Here is a 15,547-nt window from a genome sequence, read left to right on the forward strand (position 1 = left end):
AATCAAAAGGCATTTTGTCCCTAAGGGATTGACGGGCGCGCATCTCAGCAGTAAGATGCGCCCCGCATTCGGTGATTGGCGCAGCCTGGTAGCGCACTTCGTTCGGGACGAAGGGGTCGGAGGTTCGAATCCTCTATCACCGACCAAATTTAAAACCCTGCTCAACGAGCAGGGTTTTTTGCATCTGTAGCCTAAGAGGATGAGAACCTCCGGGGGCAGCATGAGTAGGCCTGATAAGCAAAGCGCCATCAGGCATTTCAGCACACCAAACGCGGCATCGCCGGATGGCGGCGAAGACGCCTTATCCGGCCTACGGGCAAAGCGCCATCAGGCATTTTACCGCCTCAAACGCGGCATCGCCGGATGGCGGCGTAGACGCCTTATCCGGCCTGGGGGCAAGCGCCATCAGGCAACTCCCTCACTTCCCACTATCCCTTCGCGATTTTGTGACATATTCCATTGTCTTTTCTTATCTCAGCATAAATCTTATTTTTGCGTTACTTAGGCGTAGGGCTAGCATTTTCCGCTGAGCGTCTTCTCGTTCATGGTATTTATCGCTCAGATCTGCACCATTTCTTTAAAAAGTTTGCGGAATATGCACAAATGTTAATCACCAAATGTTGCGTAATATCAAGACAATTATTCTGGCATTATGCGCGTAGCATAAATTTCTCTGCTGAGAATACCCCGTTGAAGTTTTTTTAATCTTTGTTTGTGAATTCTCACCGTTGTCGTAAATCACGGTCACCTGTATTGACGTTTTCACAATCTGTTGACAGATTGTAGGGCATGAGGGGCATTTCATGGAGAATCCGCGCTGCAACTCAGTCGTTTATGTGAACGGAATCCCCACCTCTATCGCCGACCCGGCCGGGTAAAAAACAAAAAAGGCCAGGCGGTGCAAACCCACTGCAAAGGGTAAAACAACAACATCACATTTGGAGCAGAAGAATGAGTATTTCCTTGAAGAAGTCAGGGATGCTGAAGCTTGGTCTGAGCCTGGTGGCCATGACCGTCGCAGCAAGCGTACAGGCAAAAACGCTGGTTTATTGTTCAGAAGGTTCTCCTGAAGGGTTCAACCCGCAGTTATTTACCTCTGGCACCACCTATGATGCCAGCTCTGTGCCTATCTATAACCGCCTGGTTGAATTCAAAACCGGCACCACTGAAGTCATTCCGGGACTTGCTGAGAAGTGGGAAATCAGCGAAGACGGTAAAACTTATACCTTCCACCTGCGCCAGGGCGTCAAGTGGCAGGATGGCAAAGAATTTAAACCAACGCGCGATTTCAACGCTGATGACGTTGTGTTCTCTTTTGATCGTCAGAAAAACGCGCAGAACCCGTACCACAAAGTCTCTGGCGGCAGCTATGAATACTTCGAAGGGATGGGCCTGCCGGATCTGATCTCTGAAGTGAAGAAAGTGGACGATAAAACCGTTCAGTTCGTGCTGACGCGCCCGGAAGCGCCGTTCCTGGCTGACCTGGCGATGGATTTCGCTTCTATTCTGTCAAAAGAATATGCGGACAACATGCTGAAAGCCGGTACGCCGGAAAAAGTGGATCTGAACCCAATCGGTACCGGTCCGTTCCAGCTGCAGCAGTACCAGAAAGATTCTCGTATCCTCTATAAAGCGTTTGAAGGTTACTGGGGCACCAAGCCGCAGATCGACCGTCTGGTTTTCTCCATCACGCCTGACGCTTCCGTGCGTTATGCCAAGTTGCAGAAGAACGAATGCCAGGTGATGCCATACCCGAACCCGGCTGATATCGCGCGCATGAAGCAGGATAAAAACATCAACCTGATGGAGCAGGCGGGTCTTAACGTCGGCTACCTCTCTTTCAACACCGAGAAGAAACCGTTTGATGACGTCAAAGTTCGTCAGGCGCTGACCTACGCGGTAAACAAAGAAGCCATCATCAAAGCCGTTTATCAGGGTGCAGGCGTTGCCGCGAAAAACCTGATCCCGCCAACCATGTGGGGCTATAACGACGACGTTAAAGACTACAGCTACGATCCGGAAAAAGCGAAAGCGCTGCTGAAAGAAGCCGGTCAGGATAAAGGCTTTACCGTTGAGCTGTGGGCAATGCCGGTACAGCGTCCGTACAACCCGAACGCTCGCCGTATGGCAGAGATGGTTCAGGCAGACTGGGCGAAGATTGGCGTTCAGGCCAAGATTGTGACCTATGAGTGGGGCGAGTATCTGAAACGCGCCAAAGCGGGTGAGCATCAGGCCGTTATGATGGGGTGGACCGGTGATAATGGGGATCCAGATAACTTCTTCGCGACCCTGTTCAGCTGTGCCGCAGCGAAAGACGGTTCCAACTACTCTCGCTGGTGCTACAAGCCGTTTGAAGATCTGATTCAGCCGGCGCGCGCAACCGACGACCATAACAAGCGTGTCGAACTCTACAAACAGGCTCAGGTAGTGATGCATGACCAGGCTCCGGCGCTGATCGTCGCTCACTCCACCGTTTACGAGCCAGTGCGTAAAGAAGTCAAAGGCTATGTGGTTGATCCGCTGGGCAAACACCACTTCGAAAACGTCTCTGTTGAATAATTAAAAGCAATTAAGGAAGCGCTGCGCCCCGGCCTTTTGTAGGCCGGATAAGCGCAGCGCCATCCGGCGTAATGCTTTACCCGCGATGCGTTTTGCGTGGGATAAGATTTGTGAGCAATACAGACTCACGGTTCCAGGCCGTGCGTCATGAGAGAGAATCCGGGTTATGTTGCAGTTCATTCTCCGACGTTTGGGACTCGTCATCCCCACGTTTATCGGTATCACCCTTCTCACCTTTGCTTTTGTCCATATGATCCCGGGCGATCCGGTGATGATCATGGCAGGTGAGCGTGGTATCTCCCCTGAGCGTCATGCTCAACTGTTGGCGGAGCTCGGTCTTGATAAGCCGATGTGGCAACAGTACCTCCATTATATCTGGGGGGTCATGCATGGTGACTTAGGCATCTCGCTGAAGAGCCGTTTACCGGTGTGGGAAGAGTTTGTGCCTCGCTTTAAAGCGACGCTGGAACTCGGTGTCTGCGCCATGATTTTTGCGACCGCTGTCGGCATTCCCGTCGGTGTTCTGGCCGCCGTGAAGCGCGGTTCTATTTTCGATCACACCGCTGTCGGCCTTGCGTTGACTGGTTATTCCATGCCTATTTTCTGGTGGGGCATGATGCTCATCATGCTGGTTTCCGTACACTGGAACCTGACGCCAGTCTCCGGGCGCGTGAGCGACATGGTGTTCCTTGATGACTCCAACCCTCTCACCGGCTTTATGCTGATCGACACCGCTATCTGGGGTGAAGAGGGCAACTTTATTGACGCGCTGGCGCATATGATCCTGCCCGCAATGGTCCTTGGCACCATTCCTCTGGCAGTCATTGTGCGTATGACCCGCTCGTCGATGCTGGAAGTTTTGGGTGAAGATTACATCCGTACCGCGCGCGCCAAAGGGTTGACCCGCATGCGTGTGATCATCATTCACGCCCTGCGTAACGCGATGCTGCCGGTCGTGACCGTTATCGGCCTGCAGGTGGGCACGCTGCTGGCGGGTGCCATTCTGACCGAAACCATTTTCTCGTGGCCTGGACTTGGACGCTGGCTGATTGATGCGCTGCAACGCCGTGATTATCCAGTAGTGCAGGGTGGGGTGTTACTGGTAGCGACGATGATTATTCTCGTCAACCTGCTGGTCGACCTGCTGTACGGCGTGGTGAACCCGCGTATTCGGCATAAGAAGTAAGGGGCCATCATGTCACAGGTTACTGAAACTAAAGTTAATACTGCACCGGTGCCAATGACGCCGCTGCAGGAGTTCTGGCACTATTTTAAACGCAATAAAGGCGCGGTGGTCGGGCTGGTGTATGTCGTCATCATGATCCTGATTGCCGTATTCGCGAACTTCCTCGCGCCGTATAACCCGGCGGAGCAATTCCGTGATGCACTGCTGGCCCCGCCGGCATGGCAGGAAGGCGGCTCGTTCGCCCACCTTCTGGGCACCGATGACGTGGGCCGCGACGTGTTATCGCGCCTGATGTACGGTGCGCGCCTGTCTCTGCTGGTGGGTTGCCTGGTGGTGGTGCTGTCGCTGGTGATGGGCGTGGTGCTCGGTCTGATTGCCGGTTACTTCGGCGGCATCGTTGATAACATCATTATGCGTGTGGTCGACATCATGCTGGCATTGCCGAGCCTGCTGCTCGCGCTGGTGCTGGTGGCGGTCTTCGGCCCCTCGATTGGCAACGCCGCGCTGGCGTTAACCTTTGTTGCCTTGCCGCACTATGTGCGTCTTACCCGCGCCGCCGTACTGGTGGAGGTTAACCGCGACTACGTGACCGCTTCCCGCGTGGCGGGTGCCGGGGCGATGCGTCAGATGTTTGTGAATATCTTCCCGAACTGCCTTGCGCCGCTGATTGTTCAGGCGTCGCTCGGCTTCTCTAACGCCATTCTCGATATGGCTGCTCTTGGCTTCCTGGGCATGGGGGCGCAACCGCCAACGCCGGAGTGGGGCACTATGCTCTCCGACGTGTTGCAGTTCGCGCAAAGCGCCTGGTGGGTCGTGACCTTCCCGGGTCTGGCGATCCTGCTGACGGTGCTGGCATTTAACCTGATGGGTGACGGTCTGCGTGATGCGCTCGATCCCAAGCTGAAGCAGTAAGAGGTCCGAGATGGCGTTATTAAATGTAGATAAATTATCGGTGCACTTCGGCGACGTTGGCTCCGAGTTCCGCGCCGTAGACCGCATTAGCTACAGCGTGAATCAGGGCGAAGTGGTTGGCATTGTGGGTGAATCAGGCTCCGGTAAATCAGTCAGTTCGCTGGCGATTATGGGGCTGATTGACTATCCCGGTCGCGTGATGGCGGAAAACCTGATTTTTAACGATCAGGATTTGAGACGTATTTCTGAAAAAGAACGTCGTAACCTGGTTGGCGCCGAAGTGGCGATGATTTTCCAGGATCCGATGACCAGCCTGAACCCGTGCTACACCGTCGGTTTCCAGATTATGGAAGCAATCAAGGTGCATCAGGGCGGCAATAAGAAAACCCGTCGTCAGCGGGCGATTGACCTGCTGAACCAGGTCGGTATTCCCGATCCAGCCTCGCGTCTGGATGTTTATCCGCACCAGCTTTCCGGTGGGATGAGCCAGCGCGTGATGATCGCGATGGCGATTGCCTGTCGGCCAAAACTGCTGATTGCCGATGAGCCGACAACGGCGCTGGACGTCACCATCCAGGCACAAATTATCGAGCTACTGCTGGAGCTTCAGCAGAAAGAGAACATGGCGCTGGTGCTGATTACGCACGATCTGGCGCTGGTGGCGGAAGCGGCGCACAAAATCATTGTGATGTACGCCGGTCAGGTAGTGGAAACGGGGGCGGCACACGATATTTTCCGCGCACCGCGTCATCCGTACACCCAGGCGCTGCTGCGTGCGCTGCCGGAGTTCGCGCAGGATAAAGCGCGTCTGGCCTCGTTGTCGGGTGTGGTGCCGGGGAAATATGACCGCCCGACGGGCTGTCTGCTCAACCCGCGCTGCCCCTACGCCACGGACCGATGCCGCGCAGAAGAACCTGCTCTCAACCAACTGGACGGTGGACGTCAGTCAAAATGCCATTACCCACTCGATGATGCCGGGAGGCCCACACTATGAGTACGCATGAGGCCACCTTGCAACAGCCGCTGTTGCAAGCTATCGACCTGAAAAAACACTACCCGGTGAAGAAGGGTATTTTCTCCCCTGAGCGCCTGGTGAAGGCGCTGGACGGTGTTTCCTTTACCCTCGAGCGTGGCAAAACGCTGGCGGTGGTCGGGGAGTCTGGCTGTGGGAAATCCACGCTGGGACGCCTGCTGACGATGATTGAAGTGCCAACCGGCGGCGAGCTTTATTATCAGGGGCAGGATCTGCTCAAGCACGATCCGCATGCGCAGAAACTGCGTCGGCAGAAAATCCAGATTGTGTTCCAGAACCCGTACGGTTCGCTGAACCCGCGTAAGAAAGTGGGGCAGATTCTGGAAGAGCCGCTTCTCATCAACACCTCGCTCAGTAAAGAGCAGCGCCGTGAAAAAGCGCTGGCGATGATGGCAAAAGTGGGGCTGAAAACCGAACATTACGATCGCTATCCGCATATGTTCTCTGGCGGTCAGCGTCAGCGTATCGCCATTGCGCGTGGCTTAATGCTCGATCCGGACGTGGTGATTGCCGATGAACCGGTTTCTGCGCTTGACGTTTCCGTCCGTGCGCAGGTGCTGAATCTGATGATGGATTTGCAGCAGGACCTGGGGCTGTCCTACGTCTTTATCTCCCACGATCTGTCGGTGGTTGAGCACATTGCCGATGAAGTGATGGTGATGTACTTAGGTCGCTGCGTGGAGAAAGGGACGAAGGATCAGATCTTCAACAACCCGCGTCATCCGTACACTCAGGCGCTGCTCTCTGCGACGCCGCGTCTGAACCCGGACGAGCGCCGCGAGCGTATCAAGCTGACCGGCGAACTGCCGAGCCCGCTGAATCCGCCGCCGGGCTGTGCGTTCAACGCCCGCTGCCGTCGTCGCTTTGGCCCCTGCACCCAGTTGCAGCCGCAGCTGAAAGACTACGGTGGTCAACTGGTCGCCTGTTTTGCGGTTGACCAGGATGAGAACCCGCAGAAGCCCGCGATCTAACAACAGTGCCGGATGGCGGCTTTGCCTTATCCGGCCTACACCGTCCTGTAGGCCCGGTAAGCGCAGCGCCACCGGGCATTTATTCAATCAGCGTCAGTAGTGGCGACAGACACAGCAAAATCCCGTACAGCAAAATCAGCCAGCTCTTTATGCCGCGCAGTGATTCCAGTTGTTTAACCTTATAAATCAGGAAGAATGGAATCAGGCAGGAGACAATCCCATATAGCGGACTGCCTAACTGGAAGAACTCCAGCACAGACACGCGAAACGATACCCAAATCACCAGCGTCATCACGATAAACGCGCTGATCCCAAGCGTTACCACGCGCGGGGGGATCTTCTCGACGTTAACGATGCGTCCCAGCACGTTCAAAATAATGCCCTTCATCGCTTCGTGGAAACCCAGATAGATCCCGAAGAACGCGGTCAGCACGGCGAAGATATTCAACACCGTCGATGTAATGTGAATGATGGGACCAGGAATCACCTGGGCGGCCAGCGCCAGTGCCGAGATATTCTGCTCAAACGCGGATACCGCTTCCTCGTGGGTAATGGAAAACGTAAACGAGAAGGAGAAAAAGAGAATGACCGCAATGAGCGTAATGTAGCTGATACGGTGAGTGCGAATCGCCATGCGGGTTGCCAGGACCCTGTCTGCTTCGCGCTTGCGATAGGCGATATTCATTGGGTTAAGAACCTGAATAAACACCGCCGAGAAGAAGCAGAAGGGAATGGTCAGCAACACATCGCGCAAAAACACGGAAGCATCCGGGAAGGCACTGATATTATTGAGGTTCCAGTGCGGAACCATCGCTAACCCGAACACCACAATGATGCCCACCTTCACCACCACCATCGGTCCTGAGATTTTGAACAACAGCTTTTCGCCACCGGAGGCGATAGCCACTAATGCAGCGAAAATGGCCACTTTGTAGCTCAGCGACTGCGAGAGGTCGGCATCGGTCAGACCGAAGGTACGAATATAGGACGCACTGTCAAACACCACGGAAAGCGAGTAGATAAAGATGCCGTGGATGATCATCAGGAAATAGATCACACCGAGGAACACGCCCCAGTTTTTCCCCAAGTAATGACTGATAACATCGGTGTAGTCGTTGCAGGTTTCGCTTTGCGAAAGCGTTTTTAAATAAATATCCTGCACAATCCAGGTGGCGGGATAGGCGACGAGGGCGGCGGCAATAAACACCCAAATGCCTTTTAGCCCAATCTGCACAGGCATTAATACGGTACCTGCGCCGATGGCCATGCCAATGCACAGCAGCACCCAGCCGAAATCGTAGCGGGTAAAAGGTAGCCTGCGCAAAGCCGGTTCGCGCGTGTTGTTATGGTCAGATAGTGATGTGTCGTGCTGCATGAATTCCCCTGCCGAAAATAGCCGTCACGGCCTATGGACCGCGAGGGGACGCAATTCTACAGAAGAGTGTGGGTATCTGCCAGCCAGTCAGAAGGTTTGCAAGGCGTTACGTTGTAGGGGCTGGATCTCTGGCGGCTCCAGCCACTGCTGGCATTATTGCTGGAATGATTGTGAGGCCGCAAGGAGAGATCCCTGCGGCCTTTTTCGTTACTGCGGATACGGCACCCAGTCGCCACCGTTCAGACGGACGTACGGTTTGTCCTGATACTGAATAACCACCGCGTTGGCGTTTTCCGAAACCGGCGCGGTTTGTGGCAGGTTACTGGTGAGCTTTGACCAGTCCACGTTATCTTCGGTAAAGATTTTACCGTCGAGGACGCGAACCACCAGGTCCGAAATTGCCAGATAACTACTCGGTTGCTTGATGACAATCGGCGCACCTTCATGCGGTGATTTTAAGCCAAAGAATTTCACCCCAGCCGGGACGTTAGTGATGGACGGGCTTGGGATGTCACGCAGACCAGAAACCTGCATTCTGTCGCCTTTTAATGCGCCACCGTGTTCCGGAACCACCACCACCATCACCTTACGGCCTGATTTTTCCAGTTCAGTAAAGAAGGCGTCCAACTCATCAAAGAATTTTTGCGCGCGCACTTTATAATCCGCCGTCTTGCTGACGCCCGGGAAGTGGTTACCGTCGTGCAGCGGCAGGGTGTTATAGAAGGTCGCGCTACGGCTATCTTTGTCCTTTTCAGTCGTTTCCAGCCAGCGATTCAGCACCGCGGTATCGTCAAATACTGGTGAACCGTCAAAGCCTAACAGTGGAACCGGCAATCCTTTCTGATCCATCAGTTCAGACTGCATCCCGCCGTTTTCACGCACTTCTTTCAGGAAGCCGCCGAACTCACCGTTATGCCCCAACATCAGATGCTGAGTGAAGCCGAGCTTTGACAGGTTATCAAACAGATAACAGTCATTACCCGCCGGTTGATAGAGGTTGGTATGCGATGGCTGACCACAGCTGGCGCGCAGCAGACGAATCGCCGCCGGGCCGCTGTAGGAAGTCGCGGAGTTGAAGTGATCAAACTGGATATCGAAATGTTTCCACAGCGGGTGCGACATCAACCCGGCGGCCTCAATGTCGGACCAGGAGAGTGAACAGATGTTGATGACCAGCAGTTCGAACGGCTGCGCATCCGCCGGAAGCGCCGACGGGAACGGCGTTTTGCGTTTCGCTTCTGCGTTATAAAACGCGCTTAGCCAGGCATTAAGATTCGCTGACGTCGGCGGTGCCGTTTGCGCAGGAATATCCCCCACGACCGGCGCGCCTTCGGCGGTGGTGACCGTTGCGGCGGCAGAACCGCCCGTCGTGGTTACTGTTGTGGTCGGTTGACCGGCGGGCCATAAAGAGAAGCTCGGGCCGGCCAGCGTCAGTACGTTCAGCCACACCATAATCGCCACCACAAACACGGTCACCCGAATCCATTGCGACAGGAACAGCCACGCTACCAGCAGGATAAACACCGCGCCAATCATCTGCCAGTTGATAAAACGGGTCACCAAATCAAGCAGGTAGTCGGCGCTGAATCCGGCGACCTGCGAGCCCTGGCTCATAATACTTTCAGGGCCCGGCAGCCAGGTATCGTGCCAGAACAGACCAAATCCAATGGGGATGGCGATCCAGTGACGAAGCCGATGCAGACGATAATTTGGAATCGGCATCAGCAGGAAAGCCATAAACACCAGGTTCAGCAACGGATGGAAATTAAGATATCCCGCCCAGAGCAGACCGAACTTCACCAGAAAATAGAAGTTCCAGCCTGAAAGGCCGCGCCAGTATTGCCAGAGTGGTGAAGGCAGCGTTACGTTTTGTGTGTGTTGAGTCATTTTTTGGTCGCCCTGGAAATCACCGCGCGGCGCAATGTTCCGGCCGGTTTTACATAACGAGGTTTAGCAAATAACAGTCGGGCAGTCGTGCTGATACGGCGCAGCGAATGGCGTGCCAGATACCCCAGCGGAAAGAAAATGAGTGCGCAAAATATAATAATCTCAATGATATCAGTGATATTCATAATGATGAATGCTCCCTGTCATCGTCCAGTAAACGCAGCGGCTGCGGAATGCGACGCCACACCCGTCCATCATGTTGAGCGTTAATCACCGGTTTAACGTCCTGGCTCAGCGGCAGCGGCTGCCCCCACATTTCAGGGGACAGCAAGCGCATCTGAACCAGTTCGGCACTGATTTGGCTATCTTCAAACCAGACCATGCGATTCGAGAACAGGTCGCCCGTTGGCAGAGGGAAGATATGATTGAGCGCGGTATCGAGGTCGTTTACCCGGCAGAAGGATAAAAACAGCACCAGACGATTACCCCCAATGGTGACGATATCGCCAGTACGGTGCGGACGGCACAGCGTTAACGCCTGCTCCACGCGAATGCCAGGTACCGGGCGCAGCGCCACCATCACCCCTTTGCCGTCAGCGGGAAGCAGGGTGTTGTTCATCATGTTATGCACGGCTTCGCAGAACACATCCCACTTCTGAAACCCGCGCAGCTTCATGGGTTGCGTCATCGACAACAGCGTGGAGATATCTTCCGGTACGTAGCGACTGAATTTTTGCCCCTGAACGCTTTCGATAAGCGTCAGGCAGCGAGAGAGTGGGGCATTCCATGGGATAACCATGTTGGCGCCACAGCCTAACAGCAGGCGCTCATCGGTTGCACGCAGGCTGGCGATGTTTTCCCGCACGAGGATTTTCAACGCGCTCCCGCGCTGGCGGCGCAGGGTATGGATACTGCGCGCCATCGGTTCAATCTGGCTGTTTTGCTGCAGCGAGAAAACTAACGTAGCCGCCTGCGCCGTCCTGGCTTCATTGAACAAGGCTTCGTTGTTATCGAATAATTTCCAGTGTTCAGACAGCGGCGGTGCCCCTTCCAGCACAGTGATATTACTCAGAATGCGTTTTTCATCGCTTCGGGGCTGTATTTCCGCCTCTTCCTGCTGCGCCAGCGCCCATATCCCGTCATGATAACGGACGGTAAGTTGTTGTCGCGCGCTAACGCCTTTCTCGTTGCACCAATATGCAATATCAAAAAGATGCTGGTCACCCTGATAACGCAAACTGGCGAGGCCGAAAAGCGAGCGATATTCCCCCATCAACAGCGAGAACTGTTTATCGTTATTATTACCGGGATTGATAACCAGAACTGAACAATGATGGTAACGCGTCCATTTATTCATTTTATCCAGCCACAGACGAATCTGTTCCGCCTGCGTATTTTGCCAGGCGTTATTTGCACAAATAAAAATGAATAAATACTCATGCGGATCGAGTGAACACAACAAATCGCGGGACATAAAGTGTAGTCCCTTTTCTGAATTTGGCATGGAAAATAACTGAATTTTTTTCCGGGCCGTGATTATGATCTAATTTGATTAATTTATTCGGATCGTCTCCCATACAAATGACCGCGACCTTCGCCGTCTCCTGTTGAGAAGCAATCGTTTGATTTGCCAGGCTGATGGCATCTTCAGGGCGATCGGTGTTAACCCACCACACACCGCCAGCGGGCATCTGGCGTAGTTCATCCCATAATGAAGAGATACCAATAGAAAATACGGAGTCCACAGCGTTCCTCTGGTCGCTATTTTATCTGTTTATCAGTTTACTAGCGAAAGCAAAGAAATAAACCTAACATTGAAATTAAAACGTATCAGATTTAGCATGTGAATCAATTCGGCAAGTGAAAAGCCTTACAGCTTCGGCCTTGTTGATTCAATAATGCGTACTTAACGCCGAACAAAAAGCCTTAATGAGTAAATTCTTTCCCCTGTTTTTTGTAGGGGTTAGGCCGAAAGCAAACAAAAAATGTCTAAAGCTTGCATGACTCGAACACGCTAAGGGATAGAATATGTCTAATAACGAACCTGACATTCAGTCTGATTCAACCCTGGGCTATACCTTTCAAAATGATTTTTTGGCATTAAGTCAGGCGTTTTCATTGCCCGAAATAGATTACACCGATATTTCCCAGCGTGAACAATTGGCAACTGCGATTAAACGCTGGCCGTTGCTGGCTGAATTTGCTCAACAACAATAAGGGAGCAGTGGATGGCCATTCTGGGACTTCAGGGCATACATGGTGGCGTGGGCACCACGTCGCTTACCGCTGCGTTAGCCTGGTCATTTCAGTTATTAGCGGAAAACGTTCTGGTTATTGATGCCAGCGCGGATAATTTGCTGCGCATGTCGTTCAACATTGATTTTGCGCATCACGAGGGTTGGGCCCGGGCGATGCTGGACGGCCGTGACTGGCGCGAGGCCGGGATGCGTTATACCTCTCAACTGGACGTCTTGCCGTTTGGTCAATTGACGGCGCAAGAACGCGACACCCCTGAGCTGTGGCAGAAGCGGTTAGACGCTATCGTGCCTGCTATTCGTGCGCTGAAAGAGAGCGGGCGCTATTCCTGGATTTTAGTCGATCTACCCCACGGTTCAGCACAACTGACGCGTCAGTTGGTGAAACTCTGCGATCGCACCCTGACGATCGTAAAAGCAGATACCAACTGTCACATCCGGCTGCACCAGCAGGTGTTGCCAACAAATTCCCATATCTTAATTAACGACTTACGCATTGGCAGTCAAATCCAGGACGACCTGTATCAGGTCTGGCTTCAGAGTCAGCGTCGCCTGCTGCCAATGGTGATCCATCGCGATGAAGCGGTGGCGGAATGCACGGCGTCGAAACAGCCGTTGGGCGAATACCGGAGTGATGCATTGGCCGCAGAAGAAGTACTGACGCTGGCAAACTGGTGTTTGCTGAATTATGCCGATCGGAAACCGACTGAAGAGAAAACGGCCGTCGGGAGCCCATCATGAGTACCCTCTCCCGGTGGTTGCTTATTCCGCCAGTGAGCACCCGCCTGAGTGAGCGCTATCGGGAGTATCGTCGCCACGGCGCATCGCCTTTCAGCGCTGCACTGGGCTGCCTGTGGGTGATTCTCGCATGGGTTTTTATTCCTCTCGAACACCCGCGCTGGCAGCGGATCCGCGCGGAGCATAAAGCGCTCTACCCGCATATTAACACCGCCCGTCCGCGTCCGTTAGATCCCGCCCGCTATGCGATTCAAACCCTCTGGCTGATGATGTTCTCATCCAGAAAAGAAACCGTTAAGCCGCGCTGGCAGACGTTTTCACGTTTTCACGTTTGCAGGGAGTGAGGGGCCGCTATCATCAGTGGCTGGATGCGCTACCGGAACGCGTGACCAAAAAAACCACCCATCTGGAAGAACAAAAAGAGCTTGGGCATCTGAGCACCGGAGCACGGCGCTTTATCATCGGGATTATCGTGACGTTCTCCCTGATTCTGGCGCTGATTTGCGTTACCCAACCCTTTAACCCGCTGGCGCAGTTTATCTTTCTGATGCTGCTGTGGGGCGTTGCGCTGCTGGTACGCCGTCTGCCAGGGCGCTTTTCCGCGCTCATGTTGATTGTCCTGTCGCTAACCGTATCGTGCCGCTATATCTGGTGGCGCTATACCTCAACGTTGAACTGGGATGACCCGGTAAGTCTGGTCTGTGGGCTGATTCTGCTGTTTGCTGAAACCTATGCGTGGATTGTGCTGGTGCTGGGCTATTTCCAGGTGGTCTGGCCGCTCAACCGCCAGCCGGTGCCGCTGCCAAAAGATATGTCACAGTGGCCGACGGTCGATATTTTTGTGCCGACCTACAACGAAGATCTGCACGTGGTGAAAAACACCATCTATGCTTCCCTGGGTATCGACTGGCCGAAAGATAAGCTCAACATCTGGATCCTCGATGACGGTGGCCGCGAAGAGTTTCGTCAGTTCGCACAAAACGTCGGAGTGAAGTACATCGCCCGTACCACCCACGAGCATGCCAAAGCGGGGAATATCAATAACGCGTTGAAATACGCAAAAGGCGAGTTTGTCTCGATTTTTGACTGCGACCACGTGCCGACGCGTTCCTTCCTGCAAATGACGATGGGCTGGTTCCTGAAAGATAAAAAACTGGCGATGATGCAAACGCCGCACCACTTCTTTTCGCCGGACCCGTTTGAACGTAACCTCGGACGTTTTCGTAAAACGCCGAACGAAGGCACCCTGTTCTACGGTCTGGTGCAGGACGGCAACGACATGTGGGATGCCACATTCTTCTGCGGTTCGTGTGCGGTTATTCGCCGCAAGCCGCTGGATGAGATAGGTGGGATTGCCGTTGAAACGGTTACCGAAGATGCGCATACCTCACTGCGTCTGCACCGCCGGGGCTACACTTCCGCCTATATGCGTATTCCGCAGGCCGCCGGGCTGGCAACCGAAAGTTTATCGGCCCATATCGGCCAGCGTATTCGCTGGGCGCGTGGGATGGTGCAGATCTTCCGACTGGATAACCCGCTGTTTGGCAAGGGGCTGAAGTTCGCCCAGCGGCTGTGCTACGTCAACGCGATGTTCCACTTTTTGTCGGGCGTGCCCCGGCTTATCTTCCTTACCGCGCCGCTGGCGTTCTTGCTGCTGCATGCCTACATCATTTATGCGCCTGCGCTAATGATTGCGCTGTTTGTCTTGCCGCACATGATTCACGCCAGCCTGACGAACTCGAAAATTCAGGGGAAATATCGCCACTCCTTCTGGAGCGAGATTTACGAAACCGTGCTGGCCTGGTATATCGCGCCGCCGACGCTGGTGGCGCTGATCAACCCGCACAAAGGCAAATTTAACGTCACCGCGAAGGGGGGACTGGTGGAAGAAGAGTACGTCGACTGGGTGATTTCCCGTCCGTATATCTATCTGGTACTGCTGAACCTGGTGGGCGTCGCGGTCGGCATCTGGCGCTACTTCTACGGGCCGGAAACCGAAATGCTCACCGTCATCGTCAGCCTGGTATGGGTGTTCTACAACCTGATTATCCTCGGCGGTGCGGTAGCGGTGTCAGTGGAAAGCAAACAGGTCAGACGTTCACACCGCGTCGAGATCTCCATGCCTGCGGCGATAGCGCGGGAAGATGGTCACTTGTTCTCATGCACCGTCCATGATTTCTCTGATGGCGGTCTGGGGATCAAGATCAACGGTCAGGCGCAGGTGCTGGAAGGGCAGAAGGTGAATTTACTGCTCAAACGCGGCCAGCAGGAGTATGTCTTCCCTACGCAGGTTGTTCGCGTCTGGGGTGACCAGGTTGGGCTGCAACTGATGCCGCTCACCACCAAACAGCATATCGATTTTGTACAGTGTACGTTTGCCCGCGCAGATACATGGGCGCTCTGGCAGGACAGCTTCCCGGAAGATAAACCACTGGAAAGCTTGATGGATATTCTGAAGCTGGGGTTCCGTGGTTATCGGCATCTTGCGGAGTTTGCCCCGTCTTCCGTCAAAATAATTTTCCGGTCACTGACTTCTTTGATCTCATGGATTGTGTCGTTCATTCCGCGCCGCCCGGAGCGGGACGATGTGGCCGTGCAGCGACCGGATCAGGTTATGGCTCAACAATGATG

The 15,547-nt window shown here is 54.1% G+C and carries 10 protein-coding genes, 1 tRNA gene and 2 pseudogenes; 9 read left to right on the forward strand and 4 right to left on the reverse strand.

The annotated features are described in order from the left end of the window. Positions 1-69 precede the first annotated feature (69 nt). From HVY19_RS00865 to dppF, 6 genes are all read left to right on the forward strand, one after another. A tRNA-Pro gene (locus HVY19_RS00865) sits at positions 70-146 on the forward strand. An 805-nt stretch (positions 147-951) separates the two neighbouring features. Further along, the gene (dppA, locus tag HVY19_RS00870) at positions 952-2,559 is read left to right on the forward strand and encodes a dipeptide ABC transporter periplasmic-binding protein DppA (RefSeq protein WP_181682562.1); all 1,608 of its coding nucleotides are present in this window, start codon (positions 952-954) and stop codon (positions 2,557-2,559) included. Positions 2,560-2,725: 166 nt separating this feature from the next. After that, positions 2,726-3,745 carry a dipeptide ABC transporter permease DppB gene (dppB, locus tag HVY19_RS00875; RefSeq protein WP_181682563.1) on the forward strand — a complete coding sequence of 340 codons (1,020 nt, stop codon included), beginning with the start codon at positions 2,726-2,728 and terminating at the stop codon, positions 3,743-3,745. 9 nt (positions 3,746-3,754) lie between these two features. After that, positions 3,755-4,657 (forward strand): dipeptide ABC transporter permease DppC, encoded by a 903-nt coding sequence (gene dppC / locus HVY19_RS00880; protein ID WP_181682564.1) that lies wholly within the window; start codon positions 3,755-3,757, stop codon positions 4,655-4,657. A 10-nt stretch (positions 4,658-4,667) separates the two neighbouring features. Then, entirely contained in the window at positions 4,668-5,651 is a 984-nt protein-coding gene (gene dppD, locus HVY19_RS00885; RefSeq protein WP_181682565.1) for a dipeptide ABC transporter ATP-binding protein, read from the forward strand. After that, complete coding sequence (gene dppF, locus HVY19_RS00890) at positions 5,648-6,661, forward strand: dipeptide ABC transporter ATP-binding subunit DppF (RefSeq protein WP_181682566.1); 1,014 nt, start codon at positions 5,648-5,650, stop codon at positions 6,659-6,661. The genes dppD and dppF overlap by 4 nt, the downstream gene beginning before the upstream one ends. A 79-nt stretch (positions 6,662-6,740) precedes the next feature. On the opposite strand, the gene HVY19_RS00895 is transcribed toward dppF, so the two are convergent. The 4 genes and pseudogenes from HVY19_RS00895 to bcsE all read right to left on the reverse strand — a co-directional run bounded on the left by HVY19_RS00895 (position 6,741) and on the right by bcsE (position 11,668). After that, positions 6,741-8,036 (reverse strand): amino acid permease, encoded by a 1,296-nt coding sequence (locus HVY19_RS00895; RefSeq protein ID WP_181682567.1) that lies wholly within the window; start codon positions 8,034-8,036, stop codon positions 6,741-6,743. Between the two features lie 207 nt (positions 8,037-8,243). Further along, entirely contained in the window at positions 8,244-9,923 is a 1,680-nt protein-coding gene (bcsG, locus tag HVY19_RS00900; RefSeq protein ID WP_181682568.1) for a cellulose biosynthesis protein BcsG, read from the reverse strand. Next, a complete protein-coding gene (bcsF, locus tag HVY19_RS00905) occupies positions 9,920-10,111 on the reverse strand; it encodes a cellulose biosynthesis protein BcsF (RefSeq protein ID WP_181684193.1) in 192 nt (63 codons plus the stop codon). The genes bcsG and bcsF overlap by 4 nt, the downstream gene beginning before the upstream one ends. Next, positions 10,105-11,668, reverse strand: a pseudogene (gene bcsE / locus HVY19_RS00910) (cellulose biosynthesis c-di-GMP-binding protein BcsE). Before bcsE ends, bcsF begins: the two are co-directional and overlap by 7 nt. A 283-nt stretch (positions 11,669-11,951) precedes the next feature. Between bcsE and bcsR the strand changes: the two are divergent. The 3 genes and pseudogenes from bcsR (at position 11,952) to bcsA (ending at position 15,545) form a co-directional block, all read left to right on the forward strand. Further along, entirely contained in the window at positions 11,952-12,140 is a 189-nt protein-coding gene (gene bcsR, locus HVY19_RS00915; RefSeq protein ID WP_181682569.1) for a cellulose biosynthesis protein BcsR, read from the forward strand. Positions 12,141-12,151: 11 nt separating this feature from the next. After that, positions 12,152-12,919 (forward strand): cellulose biosynthesis protein BcsQ, encoded by a 768-nt coding sequence (bcsQ, locus tag HVY19_RS00920; protein ID WP_181682570.1) that lies wholly within the window; start codon positions 12,152-12,154, stop codon positions 12,917-12,919. After that, positions 12,916-15,545 (forward strand): annotated as a pseudogene (gene bcsA, locus HVY19_RS00925) (UDP-forming cellulose synthase catalytic subunit). Before bcsQ ends, bcsA begins: the two are co-directional and overlap by 4 nt. Positions 15,546-15,547: the final 2 nt, after the last annotated feature.

The organism is Citrobacter sp. RHB25-C09, assembly GCF_013836145.1.
Classification (GTDB): domain Bacteria; phylum Pseudomonadota; class Gammaproteobacteria; order Enterobacterales; family Enterobacteriaceae; genus Citrobacter_A.

Bases quoted from the DNA above. Each gene is read 5' to 3' on its own strand.
- bcsQ (WP_181682570.1), top strand. From the start codon at position 12,152: ATGGCCATTCTGGGACTTCAGGGCATACATGGTGGCGTGGGCACCACG.
- dppF (WP_181682566.1), top strand. From the start codon at position 5,648: ATGAGTACGCATGAGGCCACCTTGCAACAGCCGCTGTTGCAAGCTATC.
- dppB (WP_181682563.1), top strand. From the start codon at position 2,726: ATGTTGCAGTTCATTCTCCGACGTTTGGGACTCGTCATCCCCACGTTT.
- bcsG (WP_181682568.1), bottom strand. From the start codon at position 9,923: ATGACTCAACACACACAAAACGTAACGCTGCCTTCACCACTCTGGCAA.
- bcsR (WP_181682569.1), top strand. From the start codon at position 11,952: ATGTCTAATAACGAACCTGACATTCAGTCTGATTCAACCCTGGGCTAT.
- HVY19_RS00895 (WP_181682567.1), bottom strand. From the start codon at position 8,036: ATGCAGCACGACACATCACTATCTGACCATAACAACACGCGCGAACCG.
- dppA (WP_181682562.1), top strand. From the start codon at position 952: ATGAGTATTTCCTTGAAGAAGTCAGGGATGCTGAAGCTTGGTCTGAGC.
- dppC (WP_181682564.1), top strand. From the start codon at position 3,755: ATGTCACAGGTTACTGAAACTAAAGTTAATACTGCACCGGTGCCAATG.
- dppD (WP_181682565.1), top strand. From the start codon at position 4,668: ATGGCGTTATTAAATGTAGATAAATTATCGGTGCACTTCGGCGACGTT.